Raw genomic sequence first — 20,280 nt, 5'->3', positions numbered from 1 at the left:
GTGCGCGTCGCCCTCCTCCAGATGGACCTCGCCTGGGAAGACTGGAAGTCCAACCACGCCGGCGCGGCGAAGCTGCTCAAGCGCGCGGCGGACGGCGGCGCGTCGCTGGCGCTGCTGCCGGAGATGTTCGCCACGGGCTTCTCGATGGACGGCGGGAAGATCGCGCAGCCGCCGGGCGGGCCGAGCGAGCAGTGGCTGCGCGGGATGGCGCGCGGCCTCGGGCTGCATCTCGTCGCCGGGCTCGCCGAGACGTGCGACGCCACGGGCGCGCCCTCGCCCCTGCCGTGCAACAACGCGCTCTGGGTCACGCCCGAGGGCGACGTTTCGCGCTACACGAAGCTCCACCCGTTCTCGTTCGCGGGCGAGGACGCCGTTTACGCAAAAGGGTCGAAGGTCGTCACGTGGGAGATCGAGGGGCTGCGCGTCACGCCGCTCGTCTGCTACGACCTGCGCTTCCCCGAGCCCTTCCGCCTCGCGGCCGACGGCACGGACCTGTTCGCCGTCGTCGCGAACTGGCCCGAGCGCCGGCGCCACCACTGGCGGCTGCTCCTCAAGGCGCGGGCGGTCGAGAACCTCTCCTACGTGGCGGGCGTGAACAGGGTGGGCGAGGACGGCAAGGGCAACCGGCACATGGGCGACTCGTCCGTGACGTCGCCGTGGGGCGAGACGCTCGTCAGCGCGGCCGAGACCGAGACGGTCCTGATCGCCGACGTCGACCCGGCCGTCGTCGCCGACGCGCGCGCGAAGTTCCCGGCGCTGGACGACCGACGCCCCGGCTACACGCGCTGACCCTCTCGACCTGATCCTTCTGCATCAAGGCCGGTTCCTCCGGCGGCTCCCAGATTGTCCTCAGGCGCGAGCCTGCGAGAGGAGTCCGCCATGGCGAACCTGCTTCGGAACAGTTCCCGCCCCGCGATCACCGTTCAAGAGACCTCCACGGTCCTCGAGGCCGTCAAGACCATGGTGAGGGAGCGCATCGGCGCGGTCGTCGTCATGAAGGGCAAGAAGATGACGGGCATCTTTTCCGAGCGCGACGTCCTCGACAAGATCGTCCTCGCGCGGCGCGACCCCGCGAAAACGCCCATCTCGGCCGTCATGACGGCCGACGTCCTGTCGATCCCGGCCCCCGGAGACGAGGCGGTCGCCGCCGAAAAGATGGCGGCGAACCACATCCGCCACCTCCCCATCGTCGACGGCAAGAAGAAGGTCGTCGGGATGGTCTCCCTTCGGCACGTCATGGAGGAGCGGATCGCGGACCTCGAGCACGAGGTGAACGTCCTCGAGGCCTACCTCGGCTACGACGGCGTCTCGGGCTGAAGCCACCCCTCCCCCCAGCCCCCGGGCGTCATCGCTTGTGAAATTCGTCACAACCGATGAAGAACTAGCGCATCCTCATCATTTCCGGTCGGTTCTCCCGTCCCCATTCTTCTGGGACGACCCGGAGGCCCAGCCGGGCCCAGAGGAGGATTTCAAATGGCGACGACAGTCGCGCCCGATGCGAAGGCGCAGGAGGGTTCCGCCAAGATGCGCGATTCCCTGACGATCACCGACAACCGGACCGGGAAAGCGTACGACCTGCCGATCAAGGACGGGACGATCCGCGCGATCGACCTGCGCCAGATCAAGGAACAGCCGACCGACTTCGGCCTCATGACCTACGACCCCGCGTTCCTGAACACGGCATCGTGCAAGAGCACGATCACGTTCATCGACGGGGACAAGGGCATCCTGAACTACCGGGGCTACCCGATCGCCGAGCTCGCCGAGAAGACGACGTACCTCGAGACGGCGTACCTCGTCGTGAACGGCGAGCTGCCCACGAAGGCGCAGTACGAGTCGTGGACGAACGACATCACGTTCCACACGATGGTGCACGAGAACATCAAGAGCCTCATGAAGGGCTTCCGGTACGACGCGCACCCGATGGGGATGCTCTCGTCGACGGTCGCCGCGCTCTCGACGTTCTACCCCGAGGCCAAGGAAGTCCGCGAGCCCGAGACGCGCCGGCAGCAGATCATCCGCCTCATCGCGAAGATCCCGACGCTCGCCGCGTTCGCGTACCGCCACTCGATCGGCTGGCCGTTCTCGTACCCCGACAACGAGCTCTCCTACACCGCGAACTTCCTCCAGATGATGTACCGCGCGGTCGAGCCGAAGTACGTCGCCAACCCGACGCTCGTGAAGGCGCTCGAGATCCTCTTCATCCTCCACGCGGACCACGAGCAGAACTGCTCGACGAACGCGATGCGCGCGATCGGCTCGTCCGAGGCCGACCCGTACGTCTCGGCGGCCGGCGCGATCGGCGCCCTCTACGGCCCGCTCCACGGCGGCGCCAACGAGGCCGTCCTCCGCATGCTCTTCGAGATCGGCTCGAAGTCCAAGATCCCGGAGTTCATCAAGTCGGTCAAGGAGTCCGGCGGCGAGACGAAGCTCATGGGCTTCGGCCACCGCGTCTACAAGAACTACGACCCGCGCGCCAAGGTCATCAAGAACATGGCCGAGCAGGTCTTCGAGGTCACGGGCAAGAACCCGCTCCTCGACATCGCGCTCGAGCTCGAGCGGATCGCCCTCGAGGACGAGTACTTCGTCAAGCGGAAGCTCTACCCGAACGTCGACTTCTACTCGGGCCTCATCTACCAGGCCATGAAGTTCCCCGTCGACATGTTCCCGGTCCTCTTCGCGATCCCCCGCATGTCGGGCTGGCTCGCGCAGTGGAACGAGATGATGGCCGACAACGACCAGAAGATCGCCCGCCCGCGCCAGATCTATCTCGGCTCCGGCGAGCGTCACATCGTGCCCTTCGAGAAACGCTGACGGTTGACCGGGCGCTGCCCGGTCGTCCCCGGATCCCGACGCCGCCGCGGCCCCGAAAGCCCCGGCGGCGTTCCCGTTCCGGGGGGAGTTACGATCCCCGCGAGGGTTCCATGCCGAAATCGCTCAAGGCCCGGCTGAAGGCCGGCGAGGCCGTTCACGGCCTTCTCTCCCCCAACGTCGAAGCCTCGACGCTCGAGACGCTCGGGCTCCTCGGCTTCTCCCTCTACCTCCTCGACACCGAGCACGGCACGGCCGGGCCGCGCGAGGCCGAGGACGCGGCGCGCGCGTGCGAGCTCGCCGGGCTGACGCTTCTCGTCCGGCCCCGCGGCCTCGACCCGAAGCTCATCCTCCAGTACCTCGACGCGGGCGCGATGGGGATCATGCTGCCCGGCGTGCGCGAGACTGACGACGTGAGGCGCCTCGTCGAGGCGATGAAGTACCCGCCGAAGGGCCTCCGCGGCATCGCGCCGGTGCGCGCGAACAGGTTCACGCTCGGCCCCGAGAAGATCGAGGACTACGTCGAGCGGGTGAACGACGAGACGCTCGTCCTTCCGCAGATCGAGACGCTCGAGGCCGTCGCGGCCCTCGACGACCTCGTGCGGGTGCCCGGCGTCGACGGCTTCATCATTGGCCCGCGCGACCTCGCGATGGCGATGGGCTATCCCGGCGGCCCGGCCCGGCCCGAGGTGGAGCAGGCCGTCGACCGGATCACGAAGACGGTGCTCGACGCGGGGCTCCTCGTCGGGACGACCGCACAGACGGGCGCCCGCGCGAAGGAGCTGATGGCCATGGGCCACCGCATCCTTCTCCACAACGTGACGGCGCTCCTCAAGAACGGCGCGGCCGCGTACTTCGGCGCCCTCGGCTGAGATCCCGCGGGGCGTCCCCGTCGTAGAGACCGTCAGCGGCGGCTCTCCGCCGCGGAAAGGGGCCCCATGCCGCGACGCCCGATCGTCCCGTTCGTGCTCTTTGCGCTCCTGATCGGCGCCGCTCCCGCACGCCCCGAGGAGGCTTCCGTGCCGAAATCGCACCCGTCCATCTCCACGTTCTTCAACGCGTTCAACAAGGACTCGCTGCATCTGCTGGACGACTTCTATTCACCCGACATCCTCTTTCGCGACCCGGTCTCCGAGATCCGCGGCGTCCCGGGGATCCGGGCGTACTACTCGAAGATGTACGAGAACCTCATCTCGATCCGGTTCGACTTCGACAAGGAAGTCGAGCAGGGCGACGAGGTCTTCGCGCCGTGGGTCATGCACATGCGCCACAAGGCGATCGCGGGCGGCAAGGAGATCGCCGTGCCCGGCGTCTCGCACTTCCGGTTCAAGGGCGGCAAGGCCGTGTACCACCGCGACTACTTCGACATGGGAGCGTTCATCTACGAGCACGTGCCCGTGATCGGCGCGGGCGTCCGTTACGTGAAGAAGAAAGTCGCCGGGCACTGACGCCCGGCCGCGGTCAGACGATTTCGACCGGGACCGAGAGCGAAAGTACCTCGTCCGGGCGGCACGCACCTTCGCCGCATGCGCGGGTGGTCACGCGCACGCTCACGTCCCTCTTTCCCTTCGCCGCGTTTCGGGACACGGAAAAGGACAGATTCGCTTCGAAGGTCCCGTACCAGCCCGTCTCGTCGTCGCGCGCCGAGCTGGTCAGCGTCAGGGGCGCCGGAAGGGGGACTTCTTCGAAGGTGAATTCGGAACCGCCCCACGCTTCGACGCGCAGGCCGTCCGGCCCCTGCAGGTGCCAGCCGGGAGCGATCGCGATGCGCAGCCGCAACGCGCCCTTTTCGCCGCGCGGCACGCGCGGCTCGACGGCCACCGCCTCGACGCGTACGGCCGAATCGGCAGCCTCGTCCCCTCCCCTCTTCACACTCGAAGAAATCTCTCTCTTCCCTTCTCCAAATCTGTCCTCGAATTCGAAGAGAAGCTCCAGCGCGAAGAACCACGACTCCATGCCGTGCGGCGAGCGCGCCATGAGCCCGCCCACCTCGTCCACGGCGTCCCTCGCCTCCCGCGCGAGCGCGCGATCGCCCGTCACGAGCGCGAGGCGCGCGAGCGCGCGCGCCGCGGCGCCGGAGGCCGAGGGGACGGCCTTGTCGAAGAGATCGCGCCCGTTGGAAAGCAGCGTCTCGTTCCCGGTCCCCGAGAACGTGAAGCCCGGGCCGTCCCGGCGGCGGAAGCGCGCGCGGAGCGACGCGACGGCCGCCTTCGCCTCCTCGTGCCAGATCCCGGCCGCGCCGGGGCCCTCGGCGTCCGCGAGATCGAGGAGCGCGAGCGCGAGGAACGCCTCGTCCTCGAGGAACGCGGGGATCTTCGCCTCCCCGGCCTTCCACGTCCGCGCGAGGACGCCGTCCGGCAGGCGCGAGACGTTCAGCAGGAAGCGCGCGCCGACGCGCGCGGCCTCGAGGTAACGCGGCTCGGCGAGCGCGCGCGCCGCGACGGCGAAGCCGGACACGGCGAGCGCGTTCCACCCGGCGACGCGCTTGTCGTCGAGGGAAGGAGGAGTTCGTTTTGCTCGCGCGGCGAGGAGCGCCGCGCGGGACGCAGCAAGACGGGATTCAGAGGAAGAGGGGATTTTCTTTGAAAGGTGAAGAACGTTGGCGCCGGTGCGGTGGCCCGTCGCTTCCTCGGCGAAGTTGCCGCCCTCACGAACCCCATACCATTCGCAGAAATCTTCTCCCCGTTCCTTTCCGAGAATCTCCCGGATCTCTCTCGGGTCCCAGCAGAAAAATCTTCCCTCTTCCCCCTCCGAGTCCGCGTCCGTCGCCGCGTAGAACCCGCCCTCCGTGCCGCGCATCTCGCGCAGCAGGTAGTCGCCAGTCTCGCGCGCGACCTCGGCGTAGAGCGGGTCGTCCGTCGCGGAGTACGCCACGGCGTAGACGCCGAGGAGCTGGGCGTTGTCCGTGAGCATCTTCTCGAAGTGCGGGAGGAGCCACTCGGCGTCCGTCGAGTATCGGTGGAAGCCGCCGCCGAGGTGGTCGCGGATGCCGCCGAGCGCCATGCCGTCGAGCGTTCCGATGGCGTGCGCGAGCGCCGCGGCGTCGCCTCCGGCGCCGCGCGCGAGCAGCCACTCCAGCGCGAGGTGCGGCGGGAACTTCGGCGCGCCGCCGAAGCCGCCGTGGCGCGGGTCGAAGGCGCGCGCGAGCGCCGCGCCCGGCAGGAGCAGCGCGTCGCGCGAGAGCGCCGCCGTGCCGACGCGGCCGGCCGGGTCGGCCGCGCGCGCGACCTCTTCGGAGATCTGGCGGGCCGAGTCCTCGAGCGCCGCGCGGTCGTTGCCCCAGGCCTGCGCGACCCGGAGGAGGAGCGTCTTGAATCCGGCTCTCCCGTGCCGGTCCTCGGGCGGAAAGTACGTCCCCGCGAAGAACGGCTTGCCGTCCGGCAGGAGAAACGCCGAGAGCGGCCATCCGCCGCGGCCCGTCGTGAGCTGCACGGCCGTCATGTACACGTCGTCCACGTCGGGGCGCTCCTCGCGGTCGACCTTGATCGAGACGAAGTGCTCGTTCAGGAGGTCGGCCACCGCAGCGTTCTCGAACGACTCCCGCTCCATGACGTGACACCAGTGGCAGGAGGAGTACCCGATCGAGAGGAAGACGGGCTTCCGCTCGGCGCGGGCCTTTGCGAACGCGTCCTCGCCCCACGGGTACCAGTCCACCGGGTTGTGGGCGTGCTGGAGGAGGTAGGGGGACGATTCGCCGGCGAGGCGGTTCGGCATCGTCACCTCCCCGCGGAGGGAGCGTTCCCGCAGCGGGCGACGCGGGCCGTGACTTCGTCGATTCTCGGCATTTCGATCCCCGGCAGCCGCCCCTCCGCCTTCAGGAGGGAAAGCGCATCGGCTGACCGGCGATAGTAGCCGCAGGCGCGCGCCGGGGCTTCGCCGCCGCGCGGACCCTTCACGAGGGCGGACCACGCGTCCCCGCTCGCGGCGTACGTGCGCCCGAGCTGCACGCGCGCCCACGCGTTGAGCGGGTCGGAGGCGGCCATCGCCTCGAAGATCGCGGCGGCGGCGCCGAGGTGCTCGACGGCCTCGTGCGGCTGACCTGCCGGCACGAGGATATCGCCGAGCATCAGCTTCGTCATGCCGAGCGCGGACCGGGCCTGCTGGTTGCGAAGGTCCTCCGACGCGAGCGCCTCGGCGATCGGGAGGGCGCGGCGGGTCGCATCGAGGGCCCGGGCGGCCTCGCCGAGCCGCATGAGGTTGTAGCCGATGTCCGCGAGCGCGAAGACGAGGCGGAGCCGCGCGCGGACGTTGAGCGGGTCGTTCGCGAGAATCGCCTCGTCGAGCGTCCGCGTCTTCTCGAGGTACACGAGAGCCGTGCGGAAGTCGCCGGTCCGCTCGTACGTCTCCGCGAGGTCCGCGTACGCCCACGCGAGCCCCTGCGGAAGCCACGCCTCGGGCCGCGGCGCCGCCGCCGCCATCTCGAAGTGCCGGACAGACTGTTCGAGGAGCTTCCGCGCCTCGGCAGGAGCGCCGTCCGCCGAGATCGCGTAGGCGTTCATCTGGAGCGTCGTCCCGAGCCGCGCGGCGGCCCGGGCGTCGTTCGGCGATCGCGCGAGCACGGCCTCGCGGTGAGCAACCGCCTTGCGGCCCCAGTCGATTCCGCCCTTGAGGTCGCCGGTCTTCACGAGGAACCCGGCGTAACGGATCTGCGCCTCGGCAAGCTCGTCCTCCTCGCGGGACCCGGAGGCGGTCCGGGCCGCGAGCGCTTCGCGCAGATCGACCGCCTTGCGGAAGCTCGGCAGCGCCGCGGCGCTCTCGCCCTCGTTCGAAGTGCCGACAGCGCTCTGAAGCTGCGCGAGCCGCAGATAGGCCTCGGCGAGCTCGGCCTTCAAGGCCCCGTCGTCGCCCGCCTCCTGCGCGAGGCTGTCGAGGTAGCCCAGCCCCTCCTTCACGAGGAGGCTGCGCGCCTTCGTCGCGCCCGGCAGGTCGGAAATGGCGTCGTGGACGTCGAAGAGGAAGGTGCGGGCGAGGCGGCGGAGCTGGGCGAACCGCCGTTCGGCCCGCGCCCGCTCGGCCCTCGCGATCCGCGTCTGACGCAGCGAGACCCCGAGCCCGATCACGAGCGATGCCGCCACGAGCACGCCCGCCGCGACATAGACCTTGTTCCGGCGGACGAACTTGCCGGTCCGGTACCCGACTGTGTCCTTGCGGGCGCGGACGGGGCGCCCGTCCAGGTGGCGCCGGAGGTCCTCCGCGAGCAGCTCGACCGAGCCGTACCGGCGCTGCGGCTCCTTGCGCAGGCACATGAGGACGATCGTGTCGAGATCGCCGCCGAGGCGCTTGCGGAGGCGGACCGGATCCCCCTCACGCGTCGCGGCGACCGACTCGGGCGTGAGCGCGACATCGTCCTCGGCGTCCCGGGCCGGAACGGTTTCCACGCGCGAGATCGCGGCGCTCGGCCGCTCGGGCTCCTCCTCGCACACGGCACGCGCGATCTCGCCGGGATCCCGTGTCTTCAGCTTGTACGGACGGCGGCCCGTCAGCAGCTCGTAGAGGATGACGCCGAGCGAATAGATGTCGCTGGACGTCGTGATCCTCTCACCGCGCACCTGCTCGGGACTCGCGTACTCCGGCGTCAGGAGGCGCGCGTCCACCCCCGTGACGTCTGCCGTGTGGGAGGAGACGTCCGCGTTGAGAATCTTCGCGAGCCCGAAATCGAGCAGCTTGGGAACGCCGGAGACCGTCACGAAGATGTTGCTCGGCTTGAGGTCCCGGTGGACGACGAGGTTCCGGTGCGCATAGGCGACCGCGCCGCACACCTCGAGGAAGAGGTTCAGGCGGGCCGTGATCGACAGCCGATGTGCGTCGCACCATGCGAGGAGGTCCTTGCCCTCGATGTACTCCATCGCGAAGTACGGAAGGCCGTCCTCGGTCGTCCCGCCGTCGTAGAGCCGGGCGATGTTGGCGTGGTCGAGGCCCGCGAGAATCTGGCGTTCGTTTCGGAAGCGCCGGAGGATGAACTCCGTGTTCATACCCCGATTCACGATCTTGAGTGCGACCTGCCGGTGGTACGCCTCGTCGGAGCGCGCCGCGCGGTAGACGCGCCCCATCCCGCCCTGGCCGATCTTCTCGTGGAGGACGTAAGGGCCCACCCGGCGCGTGCCCGGCGGATCGGTTTCCTCGCGGAGGCGGACCACGGCCGCCGCGGCCGGCGCCTCGAGAAAGTCCACGGCGGCCTCGGCCGAAGCGAGCAGATTCCGCACTTCTACCGCGAGCAGCGGATCGTCCTTCGCCGAAGCGTCGATGAACGCTGCCCGGGCGTCCGCCTCGAGCTCGAGGACCTGTTCGAAGACCCCTCGGACCTTTTTCCACCGCTCGGGCGTCACGCGCCCTCCCCCGCGCCCGCGAGCTCGCCGTACAGCCACGCGCGGGCCGAGCTCCAGGACCGCTTGACGGTCGCGGGCGAGCACTCCAGGACGACCGCGGTCTCCTCCACGGTCAGTCCTCCGAAGAACCGCAGCTCGACGAGCCGCGCCTGCGCGGGATCCAGCTCCTCGAGGCGCTCGAGCGCCGCGTCGAGCGCCATGAGGTCGACGCCGCGCGGCTGGACGGAGGCGATCCCGTCCTCGAGGACGAGCCGCGTCGCGGCGCCGCCGCGCTTGTCGGCGTGCCGCCGCCGCGCGTGGTCCACGAGGATCTGACGCATCGCGCGGGAAGCGACGGCGAAGAAGTGGGCCCGGTCCCGGAACGACACGCTCGTCTGGTCGACGAGCCGGAGGAACGCCTCGTGGACGAGAGCCGTCGCCTGCAGCGTGTGCCCCCTGCGCTGGCGGCTCAGGTAGCGGTCGGCCTGCCGGCGCAGCTCGGAGTAGACGTGGGGCACGAGCGCGTCGAGCGCGCCCCGATCCCCGCGGCTCCACTCCAGCAGGAGCCGGGTCACCTCTCCGGGCGGTGAGGCAGTCATGAGTTGCGAGCGGATCTTAGCCGTGAGCCGCTTTCCCCTGTTTTCGCGTGGAAGGGGGTGACGCCACGAAAGGAAAGAGAGGACACCATGAAAAGCACGTTCTTGAGAGGAATGACCGCCGTCACACTCGCCCCCCTGCTCTCCCTCCTGCCAGCCGGGACGGCCCTCGCCAACTGCTCCGCCACCGCGGATCCCGGCGGCTGCCCCATCACGGCGGTCGGGCTCAGCTTCGACCGCTGCTTCGGGTCGAACCCCCTGTCTCCGAGCCCGACGCAGATCGGAAACCAGCTCTGCGGAGGCGTGAAAGACCTCAACACCCTGGCGAAGAACCTCGGCAACGACGCGAACAAGGCGATCCAGGACGCCGAGAGGGACGCCAAGGCGGCGCTGAAGGTGATCGGCAAGGACGCGATCAACCCCGACGCGATCGCCGACTACAACAAGGCCGCGGCATTCGTGAAGGACATCAAGACCGACTTCGACCGCTTTCTCGCGGACCCCCAGTGCGGCTCGAAGGCCTCGCTCGACAGCCTGAACCAGTTCTTCCAGAGTCAGATGCAGAATCTCGTCGCCCTCGGAGGCATCGCCGGGAAGCTCGGGGATGCCGCGCTCGCGACGGCCCCGGCGGCCGTCGAGGGCGGCAAGATCCTCACCGAGCTCGCCGGCCTCGCAGGGGACGTCGCGGCGGCGGGCCCGAACGCCAAGAAGCAGGCGGACGCCCTGACGAAGGCGATCCAGGACCTCCAGAAGGAAGCCGCCCAGATCGCGGCTCTCAACCTCACGTCGGTCGTCGGCGACGGCGCCGCCCTCGTGAGCACGGTCGGGCCCTTCCTCGGCGAGTGCGGGGGCTGCGCCTCTGCGATGGCCACCGCGATTGGCGCGCTTGCGGGCGGGTCGACGGCCGCCGGCGCCGGCGCCGCCGCCTGCCCGGAGACCGCCGTGGAATTCGGAGGCTCGTGCTGGGTCACCGTCGGCGGCGTACCCGTCGCGCTCTCCAGCGGCCTCATCGCGGCGCTCGGGTCCGCGCCGTGCACCGCGGCCACGGGCAACGTCGCCAAGATGGCGGACTACATCTCGAAGATCCAGAAGTTCGTCGACTCGACCGTCAAGCTCGTGCAGAGCGTGCGGAACAGCATGACGGCCCTCGTCGCGGCGAGCGACGCCCTCGCGAAGCTCGGGCACGAGCTCGGAAGCAAGTCGGCTCCGCGCCTCCAGAGGATCGAGACGAGCCTGAACGCCGCGATCGACACGCTCAACAAGGCGTCCCAGATCGTCGAGGACGACGTCGCTCCGAGGGCGGCCCGCCTCGGCGGCGACCTCCTCACGCAGATCGGCGACAACACGAACAAGCTCGTCGTCTGCTACGGGAAGATGCAGGACGTCTCCGAGGAGATCGGCGGCGAGGCCGGACAGGCCATGGTCGACTACATCGCCGCGGGCGCTCTCCTCGTGGACGGCGGCCAGATTCTCACGAACATCGCGACGCAGGGCCAGACCGGAATCACAGCCGCGAAGAACAAGGCCGACTCGGAGTGGAAGGCGGTCAACAAGGACGAACGGGACGTTTACAAGGACGTCTGGGGGACCAACCCCGGCGCGCCGCTCGATTTCGGGAAGGCGGCCCAGAACCTCATCGGGTTCGGCACGAACGCGAGCGCCCGGAACAAGCTCCTGTCAGACATCGGAGACGCGGCCTCGCGGCTCCTGGCCCTTCCGGGCAAGGCGCTCGACGCGGGCAAAAACGCGTTCCTGAACCTGAACAACCTGAAGCCGAACGCCCGCTCGAAGTTCGACCAGGCGGCCGTCAAGGCGCATTCCTCGCTCGTGAAGTTCCAGGCGCAGAAGTCCGGCGTCAAGGGCAGGCGCCTCATCGTGCCGAAGATCACGACGACCACGCTCCCGATGGTCAAGCTCGGCGTCCAGAACAAGAACGTCACCAAGATCAAGCTCGGCCCGCTGCCGACCAAGTGACACCATGAGGGCCGCGGCGCGCGCCGCCGCCCTCGCCTTCGCCCTCGCCTCCGGTCCGGTCCTCGCGGGAGACGACGCGCTCTCCGCGAGGCTCGAGACCGGAGGCCAGGAGTGGGTGAGCCGGCGGTTTCCGATCGAGATCCAGCCGAGCCGCTCCGTCGCGGCCTCCGAGGGCCGCGTCGCCGTCCTCCTCGGCAAGACCGACCTGACCGACCTGTTCGAGGCCACCGAGAAGGGCCTGAGGTATCGCGGCGCGCTCCGGCCGCTTCCGCCCGGTCCCCAGGAGTTCGTCGTCTTCCTCGTGACTCCCGCGAACGAATGGAGGGAAATTTCCAGGCTGCCGTTCAAGGTCCTCAAGGCAGGAGGTCTCGAGAGAGTCGACGTCACGCCGAAGCTCGACCTCACCCTCAAGGGCCAGATCGCCGAAGGCCACTTCCCGGACTCCGCGGCGCCCGACCGGGCCAGGTTCCAGGACCTCACCGGACAGGCCAATGTCACAGCCGACCTCGGACGGGGATCCTTGGGGCTCGGGGCGCAGATGACGATCGCGCTCGCCGCCCGGGAGGAGGACGCGCTCCGCTTCGGAGAAAAAGGCCAGGACGCCGACAAGGCCGACCTCGCCAGCTACGGCGCAAAGTTGTCGTTCGGCCCCGGCTCGGTCGAATGGGGCGGTGTCTCGTTCGGCGAGAACCGGCACCTCATCAATTCGTTCTCGAGCCGCGGCGGGAAGGCCAGCCTCTCCTTCGGGAAGGTCGCGGACCTCTCGTTGACGGCGATGAACGGATCCTCGATCGTCGGATGGGACAACTTCTTCGGCCTCGACAACCGCGAGCATCAGGTCTGGGCGGGCCGCCTCGGGATCGAGGTCGTGCCCTCCGCTCCGGGGACCGTGCGCGTCGAAGGTACTGTCGTCGACGGCTCCCTCCTCCCGCGCAACTCGGTCAACCGCGGCTTCGTGAGCGACGCGGAGAAGAGCCAGGGCCTCGGCGTGCGTGCGCTCGCGAGTCTCGTCTCCGGCCGCCTGCGGCTCGAAGGGGGATTCGCACGCAGTCGCTTCGAGAGCCCTCCGGACCCGACCCTCGAGAAGGGCGAGACGGTCGTCCCGATCGCGACGACGACACGCTCGGCTCTCTATGCAAACGCGGCGCTCGACGTCGTGAAGGGCGCGGGACCGTTCTCGGCGACCGTGTCCTTCCGGCACGAGCGCGTGGACCCGCAGTACCGCAGCGTCGCCGTGTCGACGCAGGCCGACCTCCAGCAGGACGCCGTCGAGCTGAACGCGTCTGCCGGCCCGGTCACCGTCCAGGCGGGTTTCGCGTGGACGGTGGACAACCTCGCGGATCTCCCGGGCCTGCTCAAGACGAAGACGCAGAAGCCCACGCTCACCGCCGCCGTGCCGCTCGGAACGCTCCTCGGCGGGACCGCGCCTCCGTGGTGGCTCCCGGCGCTCTCCTACGGCCTGAACGCGACGCACCAGTTCGGAGCGAACCGCCCGCTCGGAGGCGGCTTCAACGAGACCCAGATCCCAGACCAGGTGGCGGAGAACCAGATCGCTGGCGCCGACTGGCAGGCCGGGTCCGTGCGCTGGGGATGGAAGCTGAGCTACTCCTCGACGGACAACCGGCAGCCCGGCCGCGACCAGGCGGACACGCTGGGCACCTCGAACACCGTCAGCCTCTCGCTGCCCGTGTCGTCCTTCCTCGACGCGTCGGCCGAGTACGGGTTGGAGCGGGCGGCAAGCAAGGAGAGCGGAAGCGTGGAACGCACGAAACGCGCCGCAGGCACCCTCGGGCTCAAGCCGTTCCCGAACGCCACGCTCTCGGCCAACGGGTCCCGCACGGCGACGGGCGACGACGCCGCGACGAAGGACGGCCTGAACTGGGTCGTGAGCGTCGAGGCGGGCTGGCGCTTCGAGCCGCCGAAGCGCGGCACGCACGGCGTCACGGGCCAGATCTCGCTCCGCTACGGCTGGACGGCGCAGCGCAACCGCGACCTCGTCCAGGGCACCGAAACGTACCGCAAGACGTGGACCGTCGGCTCCGGCGTGAGCTTGAATCTCTTCTAGGAGGCCGCTGTGAAGACACGCACCCGCCCTCTCGCCGTTCTCGCCGTTCTCGCCGTTCTCGCCGTTCTCGCCGCCTTCGCGCTCGCGGCCCCGGCCCTCGCCGACATCCGCCGCGATCCGGCGGGCGTGAACGTGAACAGCCAGGGCGCGACGTCCGTGTACATCACGTTCGGCGGCCTCTCGAACCAGGTTCCGGCCGAGTCGCTCTGGTGCGGCGAGCTGATCTCCGCCGCGCCGGCCCGGGGCCAGAAGTGCGACCCGAACACGATCTACGGCAGCCTGCCGGTCCGGTACGACCGCTCGAGCCTGCAGGGGAGCACCTACACGGACATCATGACGATCCCCGCCACCGTCGCGCGCCGCGCCTACCAGGCGGCCGAGCGCGGCGCGCTGTCGCCGTTCTTCTACGTGCGTCACTTCATCAGCACCGTCGGCGGCCCCGACGAGTACGTCTTCGTCACCTGCCGCCCGGCGGCCGGGGGCCCGGACTCCCTTCTCCCTCGTCGACGTGAAGCTTGCCTTCGCAATCGACAAGCCGCTCCTCTCCGTGAAGGTCGGCGACGCCGCGCCGTCTCTGGCCGCGCAGATTTCCTACACCGGCACCGGCCGCCTCAAGGGCCGCTGGGAGGTCGTCCTGCCGTCCGACGAGCGCCCCTCGACGCGGGACCTCCTCACCGAGGCGACGCTGCCGCCCGATCAGCGCTCGCTCCAGAAGCGCTACACGGAGCTCGAGCGCTTCAACGTCACCCTGCTCCCGGGCGGACGCGCGACGCTCCCCGGACCCGACCCGAAGCGGATCCCGACGTCCACCGAAGGGTTCCACCAGATCCTGCTCCGCATCGAGGCCTCGGACGACCCGGATTCCGTGTCCAACCTCGAGAACGCGAGCGCCGGCGTCGGCGTCGTGCTCGGAGGCGCCGTCGCGGGCTTCCCGCTTCCGGCCCTCAACTACTACGTGGGCAGCGCGCCCGCCGAGCTTCTGCCCGGCGCCACCGGCGGCCTCGCGCTGCTGTCTCCAGCAAACCGGACGGTCGTCGCCCCCGGCGAGACCACGACGTTTCGCTGGGCGCCCGTCGGGTCGACGGCCTTCTACCGCCTCGAGGTATTCGGCGGCGACGGCGCGCTTCTGCACGAGGCGTACGTCGCAGCCACTTCGACGTCCTATGCCGCGCCGGCGTGGCTCGCGTCGGCGGCGGGCGACGCCGTCCTGAAGTGGAGCGTGACGTCGCTCGCGAAGGACGGGCGGGAGCTCGCGGACAGCGGCGCCTCGGAAATCCGGTTCGAGAAGAAGGGCGCAGAAAAGCCTTGATCCAGCACCACGTCCGGTAGCATTCCGGTGTGCGGAAGCTGGACTACGGCACCGACGCCCCCGGCGTCATCCGGAATCTCTTCGTGATCGGAGGCCTGGCCCTCCTCGGAGGGGCGCTCCTCCCGTGGCCGCTCGCGGGCGTGAACGCGCGCGGGACGGTCGTCTCCGTCGGCGTCACGTGCTGCCTCGGCGGCGCGCTCATGATTCTCTACGCCGAGCGCGGAAAGTTCCGCCAGCGCGACCGCATGCTCGCGATGATCGAGTGGACCGGGGCCGAGAACGTCCTCGACGTCGGCACCGGGCGCGGCCTTCTCGCGCTCGGCGCCGCGAAGAAGCTCACGACCGGAACCGCCGTCGGGATCGACGTCTGGAGTCCGAAGGACCTCACGGGCAACACCGCCGACGCGTTTCTCGCGAACGCGGAGGCCGAGGGCGTCGCCGAGCGCGTCGAGGTCCGCCACGCCGACGCGCGGTCGATGCCGTTTCCCGACGCGTCTTTCGACGTCGTCCTCTCGAACGTCTGCCTCCACAACATCCCCGACGCGGGCGGCCGGGCCGACGCGTGCCACGAAATCGCGCGCGTCCTGAAAGGCGGCGGCGTGGCGCTCGTCTCGGACTTCCTCCGGACGGGCGACTACGCGCGGTCGTTCTCGGCGGCCGGGCTCGTCGTGACGCAGGCGGGGCCGCACGTCCTCGACGTCTTCCCGCCGCTCCGGATCGTGCGCGCCGAGAAGCCCGCCCGCTGACTCAGGCGAGAAGCTTCTGCGCGAACGGGCGCACGAGGGCGCCGAGCACGCTCGGCGCGAGCCGGCCCGCCGCGAGCTTCCGGAGCCTCACGAGCTGCTCGAATGCGATCCCGCCGAAGACGGCGACTCTCGGAACGTCCGCGGCCTCGAACACGGAAAGGGCGCCCAGAAGCGACGCGATGGCGAGCGGCCCGAACATCACGAGGAGGAAGATCGCCTCGACGCGGCCCCAGCGGAGTGCGTCGAAGTCGAATCGTTCCGCGAGGCGGACCTGGTCGTCCACGGGCAGGAGGCCCGCAAACGGCTCGAGGACGTGGTAGCGGTCGAGGACGTCCTGCGTCGCGTCGGATTCCACGTCCCAGATCGCCTTCTCCTTCGGCAGGGGCTCGCCGCCGGCGAAGGCCTTCGCGCGCCGCCAACCCTCGTAGAGGAGCGTGCCGACGACCGTCCCGATCGGCCGGCCCTGCAGGATGCACACGGCGAGGCGCGCCGTGGACTCGGCGAGCAGGTAGACGCCGAAGACGAGGAGCGGCGCGGGCACCGGGCCGGCGCCCCCGACCGACGAGGCCAGCAGGAGGACGAGGGAGAGCCACCCGACGACCCAGAGCGGGAGCGCCGAGGCGAGGCTCAGGCGGCGCGCCGGCACGTTGTACTCGACCTCGAGACGCTCCTGCACGTGGGCCGGAAGAGACCCCGCGAGCGGCGCGACGAGGAGGATGTACACGTGGCGGTCGGCGTGCACCGCGGCGTCCGAACGCTCACCCGCCCGCGCGGCCTCCGACTCCTCGCTGTAGGCCGCCACGACGCGCATCGCGTGCCGCTCGTCCCACGGCGCGAGGACGTACTGCACGCCCGCCCCCCGGGGCCGGACCTCGAGGACCTCGAAGAAGTCCCCTTCCCAGGCAACCGCCGTTCCGGGGTGCTCCGCGGAGGTCGGCGTCGCCGGCACGCGGGGGCGCCAGCCCTTCGGCGCGTCGCAGTCGAGGAGGACCTGCCCCGCGGTCTCGACCCCGAGGCGGTCGCGTCCGACGGCGCGCGGCATTCGGGTCCCTCCGGCCGCGAATGTTAGCGCGGAGCGTATAAACTGAGCCGCAATGAAGCTCGTCTCGTTCATGCCGCCGGAGGGCGAAGCGTCCCAGTCGGGCGTCCTCCGCAGGCACCCGCGGTTCGGCGCCGTGATCGGCGAGGACCGCATCCTCGACTTCGCGCGCGCCCACCCGCGCTTCGCGAACCTGTCGATGCTCGATTTCGTGAAACGGTCCGACGAGCTGCTCCCCGACGCGGCCTCCCTCGTCGCCATGGCCTCCGAGCTGCCGCGAGAAGCGTTCGTCTCCGAAGCGCGCGTCACGCTCGCCGCGCCGCTCCCGAAGCCCGTTTCGATCCGCGACGGTTACGCGTTCCGCCAGCACGTCGAGACCGCCCGGAAGAACCGGGGCCTTCCGATGATCCCGGAGTTCGACGACTTCCCCGTTTTCTACTTCACGAACGCCCTCGCGGTCGTCGGCCCCGGCGACCTGCGCGTCGGCGGGCGCCGCCTCGAAAAACTCGACTTCGAGCTCGAGTGCTTCTGCGTGATCGGCCGGCGCGTCACGAACCCGACGCTCGAGGAGGCCGACGCCGCGATCTTCGGCTACGGCGTCATGAACGACTTCTCCGCGCGGGCGCTCCAGATGGAGGAGATGAAGCTGAACCTCGGGCCCGCCAAGGGAAAGGACTTCGCGACCGGCCTCGGGCCCTGGCTCGTCACGAAGGACGAGCTCCAGCCCCGGCTCCGCCCGTCGCACAAGGGCAACGTCCTCTACGCGGCCATGTCGGCGACGGTGAACCACGTGCCTGTCTCGCACGGCGACGTCTCGCAGATGAACTGGACGTTCGCCGAGATCGTGCAACGCGCCGCCGACGGCGTCACGCTCGAGCCCGGCGAGGTGATCGGCTCCGGCACGGTCGGGACCGGCTGCTTCCTCGAGCTGAACGGCTCGAAGGTCACGCACGACCAGTGGCTCAAGCCGGGGGACGTCGTGAGCCTCACGATCGACGGCCTCGGGACGCTCACGAACACGATCGTGGAGGACGCGGCGCGATGAGCCTTCCCGCGGACGACCTCGCCTCCCTTTACGCGTTCAACGCCTGGGCCAACGCGCGCGTCATCGAAGCCCTCCGCACGATCCCCGAGCACGACTACGAGAAGGAGCAGGGCGGGGGCTGGCCGTCGCTGCGGGCCACGTTCGTCCACATCGCGGGCGCCACGGACGCCTGGGCCGAGCGTTTCGCCGGGAAGGACGCAATGCGCCTGCCGACGGTCGCCGAGCTTCCGACCCTGGACGACGCGGTCCGCGTCCTCCTCGCCGCGCAGGAAAAGCACGCACGGCTCGTCCCCACGTACGACGCCGCACGCCTCGCGACCTCGTTCACCTGGAAGAACCTCAAGGGCGAGGCGAAAACGGCGCCGTTCTGGGTGATCGTCCGGCACGTGGTGAACCACCAGACGTACCACCGCGGCCAGATCTCCTCGATGCTGCGCCGCCTCGGGCACGCGCCGAAAGCCACGGACCTGGTCGTATGGGGCCTCGAAGTCGCGCTCCGGTGCCGCCCCCCCCCCCCCCCCCCCCCCCGCCCCCCCCCCCGGCCCCGCGGGCCCCGCCCCCCCCCCCCCCCCGCCCCCGCCCGCGCCCCCGGCCCCCCCCCCCCCCCCCCCCCCCGGCCCGCCCCCCCCCCCGCCCCGGCCGGCCCCCCCCCGGCGCGCCCCCCCCCCCCCCCCCCCCCCCGCGCCGCCCCCCCCCCGCCCCCCCCCCCCCCCGGGGGCGCCGGGCCCCCCCCCCCCGGCGCCCCGGCCCCGGGCGGCCCCCCCCCCCGCCGGCGCCCCCCCCCCCCGCCCCCCCGCGCCCCCCGCCGCCCCCCCCCCCCCCCCCGCCCGCCCCCCGCCCCCCCGGGGCGCCCCGGCGCGCCCCCCCCCCCGCCCCCCCCCCCCCCCGCCCCCCCCGCCCGCCCCGGCCCCCCCCCCGCGCCCCGCCCCCCCCCCCCCCCCCCCCCGCCCCGCGGGGCGCGCCCGCGCGCCCCCCCCCCCAAGCCCCCGCCCGCCCGGGCCGGCCCGCCCCCGCGGGGCCCGGCCCCCCCCCCCCGGGCGGGCCGCCCCCCCCCCCCCCCCCCCCCCCCCCCCCCCCCCCGCCCGCGGCGCCCCCCCCCCCCCGCGGCCGCCCCGCCCCCCCCCCCCCCGGCCCCGCGCGGGCCGGCGGGCCCCGGCGCCCCCCGCCCCCGCCCGCGCCCCGCCCCCCCCCCCCCCCGCCCCCCCCCTCCCCCCCCCCCCCCCGGCCGCGCCCCAAGCGCGCCGCCCACCCAACGGGCCCCCCCCCCCACGGCCCCCCCCCACCCCCCCCGGGGCCGGGCCCCCCCCCCCCGCCCCCGCCCCCCCCCCCGCCCCGCCCCCCCCCGGGGCCCGCGGCGGCCCCGCCCCCCCCGCCCCCGGGCCCCCCGCCCCGGGGGCCCGGCCCCCCCCCCGGGCCCCCCCCCCGGGCCCCCCCCCCCCCCCCCCCCCCCCCCCCCCCGTCCCCCCCCCCCCCCCCCCCACCCGCCCCCGCCCCCCGGCCCCGCGCCCCCCGCACCCCGGCCCCCCCCCCCCCCCCCCCCCGCCCCCCCCCGCCCCCCCGGGCGCCGCCCCGCCGGGCGGCCGCCGCCCCCCTCCCCCTCTCCCCCCCCTTCCCCCCCCCGCCCCCCCCGACCGTCCCCCCCCCCCCCCCCCCCCTTCACAGGCCGTTACAATCGGCCAAACATGTCCTCCCTCGAACAGTCGTTCTTCGATCGCTGGCTTCGGCGCGGCATCATCACGAGCGCGGCGTTCGGATTCACGCTGCCCTACTTCCGCCTCCTGAACCGCGTCCACGCGACCGGCGACGCCATCCTGGACACGCTGCCGCACCGGAACGTCGTGTTCCTGTCCAACCACCAGACGTACTTCATGGAGGCGATCGCGTTCTTCGATCTCGTGTACGTCAAGCACGCGATGCCGCTCGAGGACCCGTTCACGCGTTTCTCGGCCGCCACCGAGACGATGCAGAAGAACCTCGTGACGCAGCTGTTCACGAAGGCCGGCGGCGTCACGTTTCGCCGCAGCTTTCGCGAGGGCGGCAAGGACGTGAAGCGCACCGCCGACTTCGAAGGCATTGCGAAGGTGGAGGAAGCCATCGCGACCGGCTGGCTCCTGCACTTCCCCGCCGGGACGACGCAGAAGGGCGCTCCGCTGCGCCCCGGCGTCGCCCAGCTCCTCCACAGGACAAAGGCGATCGCGGTGCCCGTGCGCGTGGACGGCTTCCGGGAGCTGCTGCTTCACAAGCAGCTTCCGGGCAAGTTCCTCCGGAAGTGCCACCTGACGCTCCATCCCCCGATGGACCTCGACGCGTTCTACGCGGCGCCCTACGACAAGGAATCGGGCGCGGAAGTCGTCGAGAGGCTCTCCGCGATCCTCGCCGACCCGGCCTGA

At 71.4% G+C, this 20,280-nt stretch carries 15 protein-coding genes and 1 pseudogene; 12 read left to right on the top strand and 4 right to left on the bottom strand.

Annotation, left to right across the window (positions count from 1 at the left end; translation table 11 throughout):
• The 5 genes from IPL89_14500 (at position 1) to IPL89_14480 (ending at position 4,259) form a co-directional block, all read left to right on the top strand.
• Positions 1 to 789 (top strand): carbon-nitrogen family hydrolase, encoded by a 789-nt coding sequence (locus IPL89_14500; GenBank protein ID MBK9064385.1) that lies wholly within the window; start codon positions 1 to 3, stop codon positions 787 to 789.
• A 90-nt stretch (positions 790 to 879) separates the two neighbouring features.
• The gene (locus IPL89_14495; protein ID MBK9064384.1) at positions 880 to 1,317 is read left to right on the top strand and encodes a CBS domain-containing protein; all 438 of its coding nucleotides are present in this window, start codon (positions 880 to 882) and stop codon (positions 1,315 to 1,317) included.
• Positions 1,318 to 1,524: 207 nt separating this feature from the next.
• Positions 1,525 to 2,814 (top strand): citrate synthase, encoded by a 1,290-nt coding sequence (locus tag IPL89_14490; protein MBK9064383.1) that lies wholly within the window; start codon positions 1,525 to 1,527, stop codon positions 2,812 to 2,814.
• Positions 2,815 to 2,924: 110 nt separating this feature from the next.
• A complete protein-coding gene (locus IPL89_14485; protein MBK9064382.1) occupies positions 2,925 to 3,683 on the top strand; it encodes a host specificity protein in 759 nt (252 codons plus the stop codon).
• A 66-nt stretch (positions 3,684 to 3,749) separates the two neighbouring features.
• Positions 3,750 to 4,259 (top strand): nuclear transport factor 2 family protein, encoded by a 510-nt coding sequence (locus IPL89_14480; GenBank protein MBK9064381.1) that lies wholly within the window; start codon positions 3,750 to 3,752, stop codon positions 4,257 to 4,259.
• A 13-nt stretch (positions 4,260 to 4,272) separates the two neighbouring features.
• On the opposite strand, the gene IPL89_14475 is transcribed toward IPL89_14480, so the two are convergent.
• From IPL89_14475 to IPL89_14465, 3 genes are read right to left on the bottom strand one after another with little or no spacing between them, the layout of a single operon-like run.
• A complete protein-coding gene (locus IPL89_14475; protein MBK9064380.1) occupies positions 4,273 to 6,525 on the bottom strand; it encodes a DUF255 domain-containing protein in 2,253 nt (750 codons plus the stop codon).
• Positions 6,526 to 6,527: 2 nt separating this feature from the next.
• Positions 6,528 to 9,137, bottom strand: a complete 2,610-nt coding sequence (locus IPL89_14470) for a serine/threonine protein kinase (protein ID MBK9064379.1) — start codon at positions 9,135 to 9,137, stop codon at positions 6,528 to 6,530.
• On the bottom strand, positions 9,134 to 9,715 hold the full coding sequence (locus tag IPL89_14465) for a sigma-70 family RNA polymerase sigma factor (protein MBK9064378.1): 582 nt from the start codon (positions 9,713 to 9,715) through the stop codon (positions 9,134 to 9,136). The genes IPL89_14470 and IPL89_14465 overlap by 4 nt, the downstream gene beginning before the upstream one ends.
• Positions 9,716 to 9,802: 87 nt before the next feature.
• On the opposite strand from IPL89_14465, the gene IPL89_14460 reads away from it, so the two are divergent.
• The 4 genes from IPL89_14460 to IPL89_14445 all read left to right on the top strand — a co-directional run bounded on the left by IPL89_14460 (position 9,803) and on the right by IPL89_14445 (position 15,806).
• A complete protein-coding gene (locus IPL89_14460) occupies positions 9,803 to 11,686 on the top strand; it encodes a hypothetical protein (GenBank protein ID MBK9064377.1) in 1,884 nt (627 codons plus the stop codon).
• Between the two features lie 4 nt (positions 11,687 to 11,690).
• The gene (locus tag IPL89_14455) at positions 11,691 to 13,751 is read left to right on the top strand and encodes a hypothetical protein (GenBank protein ID MBK9064376.1); all 2,061 of its coding nucleotides are present in this window, start codon (positions 11,691 to 11,693) and stop codon (positions 13,749 to 13,751) included.
• Positions 13,752 to 14,259: 508 nt separating this feature from the next.
• Positions 14,260 to 15,060, top strand: coding sequence for a hypothetical protein (locus tag IPL89_14450; protein MBK9064375.1), 801 nt, complete (start codon positions 14,260 to 14,262; stop codon positions 15,058 to 15,060).
• Positions 15,061 to 15,089: 29 nt separating this feature from the next.
• Complete coding sequence (locus IPL89_14445; GenBank protein MBK9064374.1) at positions 15,090 to 15,806, top strand: methyltransferase domain-containing protein; 717 nt, start codon at positions 15,090 to 15,092, stop codon at positions 15,804 to 15,806.
• Position 15,807: 1 nt separating this feature from the next.
• On the opposite strand, the gene IPL89_14440 is transcribed toward IPL89_14445, so the two are convergent.
• Positions 15,808 to 16,848: a hypothetical protein gene (locus IPL89_14440; GenBank protein MBK9064373.1), complete on the bottom strand. Its 1,041-nt coding sequence runs from the start codon at positions 16,846 to 16,848 to the stop codon at positions 15,808 to 15,810.
• Positions 16,849 to 16,900: 52 nt separating this feature from the next.
• On the opposite strand from IPL89_14440, the gene IPL89_14435 reads away from it, so the two are divergent.
• The 3 genes and pseudogenes from IPL89_14435 to IPL89_14425 all read left to right on the top strand — a co-directional run bounded on the left by IPL89_14435 (position 16,901) and on the right by IPL89_14425 (position 20,280).
• Positions 16,901 to 17,890, top strand: a complete 990-nt coding sequence (locus IPL89_14435) for a fumarylacetoacetate hydrolase family protein (GenBank protein MBK9064372.1) — start codon at positions 16,901 to 16,903, stop codon at positions 17,888 to 17,890.
• Positions 17,887 to 18,360 (top strand): annotated as a pseudogene (locus IPL89_14430) (DinB family protein). Before IPL89_14435 ends, IPL89_14430 begins: the two are co-directional and overlap by 4 nt.
• A 1,212-nt stretch (positions 18,361 to 19,572) precedes the next feature.
• Positions 19,573 to 20,280, top strand: coding sequence for a 1-acyl-sn-glycerol-3-phosphate acyltransferase (locus IPL89_14425; GenBank protein MBK9064371.1), 708 nt, complete (start codon positions 19,573 to 19,575; stop codon positions 20,278 to 20,280).

The organism is Acidobacteriota bacterium (assembly GCA_016716715.1).
Lineage (GTDB): Bacteria > Acidobacteriota > Thermoanaerobaculia > UBA5066 > UBA5066 > Fen-183.
The sequence above is the reverse complement of the archived record's forward strand: the minus strand, read 5'-3'. Positions and strand labels throughout refer to the sequence as shown.

Coding starts and splice junctions, on each gene's coding strand:
- IPL89_14435 (MBK9064372.1), top strand. CDS start 16,901: ATGAAGCTCGTCTCGTTCATGCCGCCGGAGGGCGAAGCGTCCCAGTCG.
- IPL89_14440 (MBK9064373.1), bottom strand. CDS start 16,848: ATGCCGCGCGCCGTCGGACGCGACCGCCTCGGGGTCGAGACCGCGGGG.
- IPL89_14490 (MBK9064383.1), top strand. CDS start 1,525: ATGCGCGATTCCCTGACGATCACCGACAACCGGACCGGGAAAGCGTAC.
- IPL89_14495 (MBK9064384.1), top strand. CDS start 880: ATGGCGAACCTGCTTCGGAACAGTTCCCGCCCCGCGATCACCGTTCAA.
- IPL89_14455 (MBK9064376.1), top strand. CDS start 11,691: ATGAGGGCCGCGGCGCGCGCCGCCGCCCTCGCCTTCGCCCTCGCCTCC.
- IPL89_14460 (MBK9064377.1), top strand. CDS start 9,803: ATGAAAAGCACGTTCTTGAGAGGAATGACCGCCGTCACACTCGCCCCC.
- IPL89_14475 (MBK9064380.1), bottom strand. CDS start 6,525: ATGCCGAACCGCCTCGCCGGCGAATCGTCCCCCTACCTCCTCCAGCAC.
- IPL89_14465 (MBK9064378.1), bottom strand. CDS start 9,715: ATGACTGCCTCACCGCCCGGAGAGGTGACCCGGCTCCTGCTGGAGTGG.
- IPL89_14480 (MBK9064381.1), top strand. CDS start 3,750: ATGCCGCGACGCCCGATCGTCCCGTTCGTGCTCTTTGCGCTCCTGATC.
- IPL89_14425 (MBK9064371.1), top strand. CDS start 19,573: ATGTCCTCCCTCGAACAGTCGTTCTTCGATCGCTGGCTTCGGCGCGGC.
- IPL89_14485 (MBK9064382.1), top strand. CDS start 2,925: ATGCCGAAATCGCTCAAGGCCCGGCTGAAGGCCGGCGAGGCCGTTCAC.